This window comes from Azospirillum sp. UFLA03-27, from assembly GCF_059803775.1.
This window is the reverse complement of the sequence record NZ_JAUQTX010000232.1, coordinates 1-10,422: the sequence shown is the minus strand read 5'-3', so window position 1 is coordinate 10,422 and position 10,422 is coordinate 1. Positions and strand designations below refer to the sequence as shown.

Genomic DNA, 10,422 nt, shown 5'->3' with positions numbered 1-10,422 from the left:
ATCGTCGGCAGCGTCAGATGTGTATAAGAGACAGGGCCGTTGATGGTCACCCGCAGCCCCCCCGCCCCGCTTTCCCGGAAGACCGAGAATTTCAGGCTGGAGGAACCGGCGTTGATGACCAGGATGGCGTTGCCGCCACCCGCGTTCTGGCTGGTCATGACGGGTGCCCCTCTCACTCGGCCGCGGCGGCGGCGCCGCGGCGGCGGGCGGCGGCGGCCAGGACGGCCACGGCGCAGGACGCCAGACGGGTGCGCACGTTGTCGGCGCGGCTGGTCAGGATGATCGGCACGCGCGCGCCCAGAACGATGCCGGCGGCGTCGGAGTTGGCCAGGAAGGAGAGCTGCTTGGCCAGCATGTTGCCGGCCTCCAGGTCCGGAACGAGCAGGATGTCGGCTTGGCCGGCGACCTCGGACACGATGCCCTTGGTGCGGGCGGCTTCCAGGCTGATGGCATTGTCGAAGGCCAGCGGGCCGTCGAGGATGCCGCCCTTGATCTGGCCGCGGTCGGCCATCTTGCAGAGTGCTGCGGCCTCCAGCGTCGAGGCGATCTTCGGGTTCACCGTCTCGACCGCCGACAGGATGGCGACGCGCGGCGTTTCGACACCCAGAACCTTGGCGAGGTCGATGGCGTTCTGGACGATGTCGACCTTGTCTTCCAGCGTCGGGTAGATGTTGATCGCCGCGTCGGTGATCAGCAGCGTGCGCGGGTAGGTGGGCACGTTCATCACGAAGACGTGGCTGAGCCGCCGGCCGGTGCGCAGGCCGGTCTCCTTGCGGACGACCTCGGCCATCAGCTCGTCGGTGTGCAGGCTGCCCTTCATCACCGCCTCGCACTCGCCGGAGCGGGCCAGCCGGACGCCGGTCTCGGCCGACGCGTGGGAATGCGCCACGTCGACGATGCGGTAGCGGCTGATGTCCAGCCCGTGGGCCTCGGCGACCGACTTGATCTTGGAGGCCGGGCCGATCAGCACCGGGTCGATCAGGTTGGCCTCGGCGGCCTCGACCGCGCCCTTCAGCGAGCTTTCGTCGCAGGGATGGACGACGGCGGTCGGCACCGGGGGCAGCGATTCGGTCTTGCCCAGCAGCTCGTCATGGCCGTCGTGGCGGATGACCTGGACCTGCGGCAGCTCGTGCGCGGCGCGGCGGACCTTGCGGGTCGGCGCGATCACCTCGGCGAGGCCGGAGACGACCTCCTTGCCGTCCTGGTTGCGCGCCACGCAATCGAAGACGACGATGTTCTTCTCGCCGTGCTTCTCCTTGGCGGTGACCGTCACGGTGATGACGTCGCCCAGGCCCACCGGTCGCTTGAAGCGCAGGTCCTGGCCCATGTAGATCGTCCCCGGGCCCGGCAGCAGCGTGCCGAGAACGGCGGAGATCAGCGAGCCCGACCACATGCCGTGGCCGATCACCTTGTGGAACTGGCTGTCCGCCGCATACTCCTCGTCGAGGTGCGCGGGGTTGATGTCGCCGGACACCGTGGCGAACAGCTCGATGTCGGACATGGTCAGACGCCGCGACAGGCTCGCCTGCTGGCCGATCTGTATTTCCTCGAAGGTGACGTTCTCGATCATGGCTGAGCCGTTCTTGCCGAAGTCGGGGGTGGCGGGCGCGGTAACACGGTCCATTGGAGAAGCTCCTCAATCGGATAGCGGCTCGGAATCGTCTGATCCCCGGGCCGAATCCTCCCGGCCTGCGGATCGCCCTGTCGTCCGCGGCCTTTTTGTTGGACCCCTGGATTGGCCGGCCCTGGAAGGGCCGCCCGCCAGGGGCCGGTTCGGGGTGCCCTGAATAGCCTGGCACCGTGAAAGAGATGTGACAGGGTGGCGCATTTCGCGGTTCCGTTGCGGTGCAACAATGTCGCACCCCGTCGCCGCGCCGGTCCCGCCGCCTCACCGCACCCCGCGCCGACCGTCTTCGACGACCAGCGGAAATGTCGTTCCGTCACGGTCTTACGACGGCCCAAGGTCTCACCCCATGACCTATGTCAAGCGGTTGGAAGACGGAAACTGTTTACTTTCCAGCACCGCAAACCGCTCGCGCAGCATTGTATCACTGAGCAGGCGCAGCATGGCAAGACCTTGCGTGCGGAGACGCAGGATTGACGGATCGTTGGGATTTTCGTGGAAAGGCGAAGAAGGCGCCCGTCCATCCCTGCCGATTTTGCGGCGCACACACCCGCCGCACGCATGGCGAAGATGGCGAGGCCGGACAGGCTCAGGCGCTCACCGCCGACGAGGTGGGTTCCTCGGGCAGCGGGTTGTGGCGGTCGCCGATCATCAGCACGGAAATCGAAAAGACCGTGCCCTTGCCCACGCGCGACCGCACGTCGACCTGATGGCCCAGGATCTGCGCCGTGCGCCGCACGATCGACAGCCCCAGCCCCAGCCCGCGCCCGCTGTCCCGCTGGTCGGTGCCGCAACGGTAGAAATCGTCGAAGATCAGCTTGAGCTGGTCGGCGGGAATGCCCGGCCCGGTGTCCCACACCTCGACCAGCGTGTGGCCGTCGCGGCGCCGGCAGCCCAGCAGGATCGTCCCGGTCTCGGCGTAGCGCAGCGCGTTGACCAGCAGGTTGCGCACCATGCGCTCCAGCAGCACGGGATCGCTGAGCACATAGGCCGAGGTCGGCACCATCCGCAGGTCCATGCCCTTGCTGGCCGCCTGCTCCGCGAACTCGCGGCTCAGCCGGTCGGCGATGTCCTGGAACGGGAAGACCGTGGGGCGCGGCTTGACGTTGCCGGCCTCCAGCGCCGAGGTGTCGAGCAGCGTGTTCAGCAGCGTGTTGCCGGAGGCGATCGCCTCCCCCAGCTTGTCGGCCACCTCCATCTGCTTGGCGTCGGACAGGCGGGCGGACAGGATGTGGTGGAACAGGCTCATCGCCTGGAAGGGCTGGCGCAGGTCGTGGCTGGCCGCGGCGAGGAAGCGCGACTTGGCCCGGTTGGCCCGCTCCGCCTCGGCATGGGCCTCGGCCAGCGCCTCGCGGATGCGCACCCCGTCGGAGATGTCGATGGCGGCGCAGATCACGCCCGACACCGCCCCGGCCTCGTCCCGCAGCGGTTCGACGATCAGGTCGAACACCTGCTCCGCGCCGGGCGCCGCGCCGACGCGGACCTCCTGCCGGGCTCCGGTGCCGGAGTCCAGAACGGCCCTCTTCACCGCGTCCAGCCGCGCCGCGTCGTCCGGCGCGTGGATGTCGGTGTTGGTCCGCCCGATGAAGGTCTCCGCCGCCCGCCCGGTCTGCGGGTTGTACATCCACATGTAGCGCAGGTTGCGGTCCAGGCTGAACACGGCGACTCGCGAATGGCGCAGCGCCATGCGGAACCGTTCCTCACTTTCGCGCAACGCGCGGGCCATGGCGGCGCGGGCGCGGGCCTCGGTCACCAGAAGGCGCTTGGCCTGCGCCTCGCGCCGGGTGTAGCCGGCCAGCGCGCCGGTCAGCAGAAGCCCCATCACCAGGACGATCCAGGCCGGATAATCCACCGACGCCAGCCCCGGCTCGGACGAAATCGCCAGCGCCAGGGTCCAGCGCCGGCCACCGATCACCAGATCGCGCTCGAGCACCGCGTCCCCGTCCTTGCGGAGCTCGCCGAAGGGAACGCCTTCCCGGTTCTCGGACGCGCCGGTGAGGTCGCGGGACGCCAGGACGCGCCCGCCGCCGCCCGCCGGCCCGTCGAGCAGATGCACGGCCCCATGCAGGCCGTCCACACGGTTGCCCGCCTCCTCCAGGAGGCGGGTGATGCCGAAGACCGAGGAGACGTAGCCGGCGACCTCCGCGCAGCGGTCGGCCCCGTCCATCTCATCCACAGGGTAGCGGTAGACGGGAAGATACAAACCGATGCCGCGCCCGGTCTCCCCCCGCGGACGCGGCGGCAGGGCCTCCGTCGCCGTCAGGTCACCCGACGCGCAGGCCCGCGCCAGAACCTCCGCCCGGTTGGGCAGGGAGAGGATGTTGATCCCCTGCCCAAAGGCCCCCCCGCGCTCCGGCTCCACCAGCGTGTTGACGAAGAGATCCCCTTGGGCAGCCGCCGGGACCAGGCCGGGACCCTCATCTCCCGTCTCGCCCGCATTCCGAACGGTGAAGTCCCGGCGGCCGGCGGCCCGCATCGCCGCCTCCAGCGCGGGCACCTCCGCCGAGGACACCCGGCTTACCCAGGCGACCGACCACAAGCCGGGATAGAGCGGCATGATCGGCCGGACCGCCGCCGCGAAGCCGTCGCGGTCGGCCGGGCGGGGGTCGGAAAAGGCTGAGCGCAGAGTCCGCAGCAGCAACGTGTGACTGCCGATCCGCTCCGTCAGGGCGTCATGGAACTGGGCGAACTGCCGCTCGTGCTGCGCGCGCTCCGCCTCGCGGTTGGCGGCGCGCATCTGGAAAAAAGCGCCAAAGGTCAGCGTCAGGCCGGCGGCGACCAGCACCGGGACCGCAAACGAGACCCTTCTCCTTCTGTCCAGCAGCGCCATCCCACCCGTTCCCAATGGCGTTTTCACCGAAATCGTCGGATCGTTCGACTATAGCAAGCGGTCCTGCGCCTCGATAATGGAAAAGCCCTTATCCTCCCAAATGGATAGTCGGTTCCAGCAAAAACACCGGGCGCGCTGACTATTGATTGTCGTTTGCATGGGCATTGAGCCCTCACTTTGATGTCAATTCTGCAATACAAGGTGAAGCGCCCCGCCCAAGCATTGGCAGCGACCCGAAACGTTTTCACGACTTCAGGCGTTCGCGGCCGAGAAGCCGCGCCACGGCACCCCGCAGGGCCATTGGCGCCACCGGCTTGTGAAGCAGCGGATAGCCGGACAGCCGCGCCTCGCGCAGGCGCATCGGGTCGGTGTCGCCGGTCAGGATCAGGCCGGGCAGCGTGGCGTCGAGCGCCTTGCCGATCTGGCGGATGGCGACGATCCCGTTCATCGCCCCCTTCAGCCGCAGGTCGGAGATGACGAGGTCGGGCGGCTGCGGGCCGGGGCCCAGCCGCTCCAGCGCGGCGTCCACCGAGTCCGCGGCGACCACCGCGCAGCCCCACTGGCCGAGCAGCGTGCCAAGCGCATCCAACACCATCGGGTCGTCCTCGATGACCAGCACGCGGGCGCGGCTGACGTCCTCGCCGGGCGCCGTGGCGTTGAGTGCGGCAGGCTCCGCGAGCGCCGGCGGCTCCTCGGCGCCGTCCGCGGCCCGCGGCACCAGAACCGCCAGCATCGTGCCGCGGCCGGGCGCCGAGTCCACCTCCAGCCGGTGCCCCAGCCGCCGCGCCAGCCCGCAGGCCAGTCGCAGCCCGAGGTCGATCACCGACGGATCGCCCGCCCCGTCCGGGCACCGCAACTCCTCCCGCAGGATGCGCAGTTGTTCGGGCAACAGGCCGCGCCCGGTGGACCACAGCTCGACCCGCAGGTCCGGCCCCTGGCGACGGCAGCCGAGCACCACCCGGCCCCGCTCGGTGTGGCGCAGGGTGTTGGCGATGAACCCCTGGAGAATGCGCTCCAGAAGCGAGGCGTCGGTGGCGATCCGCACCGAGCAGGGCAGCACCGAGAAGCGCAGCCCCCGCCCGTCGAAGCGCGGGGCCGCGTCCAGCGCCACCCGCGTCAGGATGCCGTTGACCACGGGGGCGCCGATGTCCGGTTGCACCAGACCGGCCTCCAGCCGCACGAGGTCGAAATGCCCGTCCACCATGCCGCGCAGCGACTGCACCGCGTTGCCCATGGCGCTCAGCAGATCGCGCGCCGCCGGGTCGGCCGGGGCGTTTCCCCGACCGGGAACGCTCTTCCCACCACCACCCGCGGCCCCGTCGAGGCGCCCTTCCAGCGCTCCAAGCAGCAGCGACAGGGCGGCCAGCGGCTGGCGCAGGTCGTGGCTGGCCGCGGCGAACAGGCGGCCCGACAGGTCGGCACCCGCCGCGGGTCCATTTCCGGCGGCCGCTTCGCCGGCAGCGCCCTCGCCAGCGGTGCGGCGGACGAACCCGCCGCCGCTGAGCGGCCAGTCGGTGACGGTGTGGCCGGCTGGCAGGCCGCGGAAAAGAGGGGCCAGCGTTTCCGGCAGGGCGCCCTGGACCAGAAGGCGCGCGGCGCTGGGCAGAGCCTCCGCCTCATCGTTCCAGGCGGACAGCCGGTCGTTGGTGTCGAAGACCAGGACCGCGCCATGCCGCCCCGCGCCTTGCCGATAAGCTCCCTCGCTCGTCACGGGCGGCGCCCCCCTGCCTGCACGCGGTTTCCTGATGACCGGAAGCGGTCCCGAGCAATCCAGGCTACGGAAGCGGCGCCAAGGATCAAGCCCGCCGTTCGTCCGATCCCCTGCAGGATAATCGGTTTGCAGGATGACCCAGCCGCGCAGCGTTCCGGCACGGCGCCCAAAGCCGCTGGCCTTCAGAACATTTGTGCGCATTTTTATATAAAAGTCAAGAAAAGGCACTGAATTGACGGCATAACCACGCAATAACACGATGGATTGTCGCAATTTGTCGGTTGCATGTTTCTCGAATCTTTTCGACTATGCGATCAATGGATGCCGTGACCGAAACCCCTTTCCGCGACCGACAACCGGAGGCGGCAACGCCGGCTGGCGCGGGGCATTCTGTGCTTTCGGACCGGGGTGAGCCGGAGGCCGGTGGATCGACCGGCGATGCGTTGGTGGGTGCAGCAATGGCGGCCCTTGCCGACGGTGTCGGTGTGCTGGCCGCGGTGCGGGATGCCACGGGTGCTGTCGGCGATTTCGAATGGCTCACGGCCAACCGCGCGGCGGAGCGGCTGTTCGGGCACCCCCTCGCCGGGCGCCGGCTGCGCGCGGACGATCTCCAGGATGGCGAGGACGCCGGTCTGTTCGCCTGCCTGGCCGATTGCGTGGCGGAGAAGCAGACGGTGCGCCGCCTGGTGATGGCGCCCGGAGGCGCGCGCTGGCGGATCGCCGCGACCCCGTTCGATGCCGGCATCGCGTCACCCTCCGTCTGCGTAACCCTCGTGGAACTCGGCCCCGAGGTTCCCGCCGTTCCGGAATCGGACCGCGCGCACCGAGCCAAGGCGGAATTCCTGGCGCACATGAGCCACGAGCTGCGCACCCCGCTGAACGCGGTGCTGGGCTTTTCCGAAGTGCTGCTGGCCGAGACCTTCGGCCCGCTCGGCTCTCCCCGCTACCACAGCTACGCCGCGGACATCCACGCCAGCGGCACGCACCTTCTCTCGCTGATCGACGGCATTCTCGACCTGTCGCAGAGCGAGGCCCCGCGGACGGAAATGCAGGAGGAGGCCATCAACGTGGCCGACGCCGCCCGTCAGGCGCTGGCCCAGGTCGGCGACAAGGCCGCGGCCCGCGGCGTCGACATCGGAGAGGATCTGTCCGGCGACCTGCCCCTGCTCTACGGCGACGCCCGGGCGCTGCAGCGGATGCTGACCAACCTGCTGTCGAACGCGGTGAAGTTCACCCCGTCGGGCGGGCAGGTGATGCTGTCGGCCAGCCCCATGCCGGACGGCGGGATCGGGCTGATGGTGGCCGACACCGGCGCCGGCATCGCCGAGGACGAGATGGCCCGCGTCCTGGAACCCTTCGGCAGCGCCGACATGACCGTTCCCCGCGGCACCACCGGGACCGGCATCGGCCTGCCCGTGGTCAAGCGGCTGATGGAGATGCACGGCGGACGCCTGGACCTGTACAGCGAGCCCGGCGCCGGCACGACCGCCATCCTGATGTTCCCGCCGCGGCGCAGCCTGCCCCACGCCGCCTCTCATGGCGCTCCCCTCGGCATGGCTTGAGCCGGCTCCCGCGCCTGCCCCTTTCGCGCGGCCCGGATTCGGCAGAAGTCCCTTGGCAAAGCCGCGAAGCCGGGTCATGGTGCCTTGTCGTTCCCGAACTGTTCCGTCTCAAATGGCTGATATCCTCTTGCAGGGCGACGAGCCGCCGCTCCCGGCGGGCGGCGCCGTCCCGATCTTCCGTGGGGTGCGCCGGGCGCTGGCCGCGCGCGGCTTCGTCAGCATGGCGGAGTTCCGGTTGGCCAGCGGGCGCCGCGCCGATGTCCTGGCGATGGACGGCGCCGGCACCGTCGTCATCGTCGAGGTGAAAAGCTGCGTGGCCGACTTCCGCTCCGACCAGAAATGGCCGGAGTACAGGGATTGGTGCGACGCCTTCTACTTCGCCGTGGACGACGCCTTTCCGCCGGAGCTGATTCCCGACGACTGCGGCCTGATGGTGGCCGACGCCTACGGCGCGGAAATTCTGCGCGAGGCGCCGGAACACCGGCTGGCTCCGGCGCGGCGCAAGGCGCTGACCCTGCGCGCCGCGCTGACCGGGGCCGGGCGCCTGCACCGGATCGAGGACCCGTCCTGGACCCAGGCCACCTCGCCGGTGTGATCGCCCCCCTTTGACTCTCCAACGCGTGATTGTCGGGCATGACCGAAGTCCCATGGCAAACCCTTGCCAAGCCGGTGTAAGCTCCGCCAGGAACGGGAACCATCGGGCGGACATGCACGCACAGGATGCCAGCCCATCCACAGCGGCGGAACCACGCCGCGAGCGCCGGATTGCGCAGCTGAGCGCTCCCAGGGCTGGAGCTCCACGGCTCCGCGCATCCTGGGTCGGTGCACCCTGGGTCGGTGCGCTGGCCCTGGCCGCGCTGCTGACCGGTGCCGGCGCCGGCGGCTCCACATGGCTCGCCTTGGCCGAGACGGACGCCCGTGCCCGCGGCCAAGCCGCCCGGAACCTGGATGAGGCGCTCGACCTCATGCGCATCGCGGAGTTGGCCACCGGGCTGTCCGCCGACGCGGCCGAGCTGGAAGCGGCGGGCACCGCCCAGCGCCGGCTGACCGCTCACAACGCGTTGCGCCAGAAGACGCACCGGCTCGGCGCCACACTGGAGAGCCTGCCGCGGGAATGGGGCGCGGACCTGCGCTTTGCCGCCTTGGCCATCCGCGCGGAAGCGGACGAGCTGAACGCCACGGTGGAGCGCCGTCTGTCCGCTCAGCGCAGCCTTCAGGACCTCGCCGAACAGGTGGCGGACCGCAGCGAGGCGCTGGCGGAGGCGCTCGCCACCCTGCGCACGCCGTCACCGGGCGACGAAACCATGCGCCGGATCGACGGCTCACGGCAGGCGGTGGCTCTCCGGCTGCTCGCCGCCGGGACGGCGCCGGCCTCGGCCACCTCGGCGCGGGCCGAATTCCGCAAGGCCACGGCGGCGCTGTTCGACGCCCTGAACGATCTGCCGATCGACGCCGCCAGCCCCCGCCGCGCCGACGCCGCGCGCCAGCTCGTCGCGCTGGGAATGGACGAGCAGAACGTCTTCGATCTGCGGCAGGAGCAGGAGGGGCTGACCGCCAAGGCGGTGGGGATCGCCACGCTGCTGCGCGGCACCGCCAGCGACCTCGCCCACCGGGCCGGCCGCGGTGCGCAGGCCCTGCGGGACGGGCTGCGGGATGGGCTGGCCGCACCGAACACCCCGCGGTCGGGGGCCGAATTGTCCGCCGCCGCCCCCGCCGGGGTCGGGCTGCTCACAGGGTTGGCGGTCTTCGCGGTCGGCCTGGGCATCGCGCAGAGCCGCGCCCAGCGCACCGCGCCGCCCGATCCGGACAGGACGGAGCGGACCGGCGCGACGAACGAAGGGCCCTCGCTGCGCGTCCTGCTGGCGGAGGACGAGCCGGTCAGCCAGCAGGCCGCGGCCGCGCTGCTCCGCCGCGCCGGTCACGAGGTGACGGTGGTGGGCGACGGCCAGGCCGCCCTGGCGGCGGTGGAGCGGGATCGCTACGACCTCGTCCTGATGGACGTGCAGATGCCGGACATGGACGGGATCGAGGCGACCCGCCGCATCCGCGCCCTGCCCCATGGCGCCGGAAGCGCGGCGGCGGGGCTGCGCATCGTGGCACTGACCGCCTCCGCCGAGCCCGGCGCGGCGGAGCGTTGCTGGGCGGCGGGGGCCGACGCCGTTCTGGAAAAGCCGCTGCGCCTGTCCGCGCTGAACGCCATCCTGGACCACCAGTCCTCCGGCGCCGGCGTCGCGTCCGCGCTGGCGGGCATGCTCGCTCCGCCGGGCGGCGCACCCGGCCTTCCCGTGTTCGATGAGGACGCCATCCGCCAGATGCGCGAGCATCTGCCGGCGGAGCGGGTCGCCACCCTGGTGACCAACACCCTCGTCACGCTGCGCGGCTATCACGCCGCCCTGGAGCAGGCCTGGAACGCCGAGGACCGGGTGACCGCCGGGGCCATGGCCCACAAGATCGCCGGGGTGGCCGGCATTTACGGCTGCATGGCGCTGCGCAGCGCGGCACGGTCACTCGAAGTCGCGCTGGAAACCGGCGAGGGCGATCCCGACACCCTGTGCCGTGCGCTGGACGCCGCCGTTCCTCCGGCGCTCGCCGCGCTGGACCGGTGGAGCGACGGCGCCTAAAGCGAACTTCCGTTCGCTTTAGACTCATATCGCCTCATTCGCCGGCTCTCAGCGGATGCCGATGGCATCCGCCT

Annotated in this window: 6 protein-coding genes; 3 read left to right on the top strand and 3 right to left on the bottom strand. The window is 70.6% G+C overall.

Features of this window, described 5'->3' with window-relative positions; translation table 11 throughout:
• Positions 1 to 172 precede the first annotated feature (172 nt).
• The 3 genes from Q4I23_RS25820 to Q4I23_RS25810 all read right to left on the bottom strand — a co-directional run bounded on the left by Q4I23_RS25820 (position 173) and on the right by Q4I23_RS25810 (position 6,165).
• Positions 173 to 1,624, bottom strand: a complete 1,452-nt coding sequence (locus tag Q4I23_RS25820; protein WP_454019252.1) for a bifunctional enoyl-CoA hydratase/phosphate acetyltransferase — start codon at positions 1,622 to 1,624, stop codon at positions 173 to 175.
• Between the two features lie 589 nt (positions 1,625 to 2,213).
• Positions 2,214 to 4,454 (bottom strand): sensor histidine kinase, encoded by a 2,241-nt coding sequence (locus tag Q4I23_RS25815; RefSeq protein WP_454019251.1) that lies wholly within the window; start codon positions 4,452 to 4,454, stop codon positions 2,214 to 2,216.
• A gap of 244 nt (positions 4,455 to 4,698) precedes the next feature.
• Positions 4,699 to 6,165 (bottom strand): ATP-binding response regulator, encoded by a 1,467-nt coding sequence (locus Q4I23_RS25810; RefSeq protein ID WP_498528106.1) that lies wholly within the window; start codon positions 6,163 to 6,165, stop codon positions 4,699 to 4,701.
• 458 nt (positions 6,166 to 6,623) lie between these two features.
• On the opposite strand from Q4I23_RS25810, the gene Q4I23_RS25805 reads away from it, so the two are divergent.
• The 3 genes from Q4I23_RS25805 (at position 6,624) to Q4I23_RS25795 (ending at position 10,348) form a co-directional block, all read left to right on the top strand.
• Positions 6,624 to 7,727, top strand: a complete 1,104-nt coding sequence (locus Q4I23_RS25805; protein ID WP_454019249.1) for a sensor histidine kinase — start codon at positions 6,624 to 6,626, stop codon at positions 7,725 to 7,727.
• Positions 7,728 to 7,839: 112 nt separating this feature from the next.
• The gene (locus tag Q4I23_RS25800; RefSeq protein ID WP_014241270.1) at positions 7,840 to 8,322 is read left to right on the top strand and encodes an MmcB family DNA repair protein; all 483 of its coding nucleotides are present in this window, start codon (positions 7,840 to 7,842) and stop codon (positions 8,320 to 8,322) included.
• 112 nt (positions 8,323 to 8,434) lie between these two features.
• Positions 8,435 to 10,348 (top strand): response regulator, encoded by a 1,914-nt coding sequence (locus Q4I23_RS25795; RefSeq protein WP_498528105.1) that lies wholly within the window; start codon positions 8,435 to 8,437, stop codon positions 10,346 to 10,348.
• Positions 10,349 to 10,422: the final 74 nt, after the last annotated feature.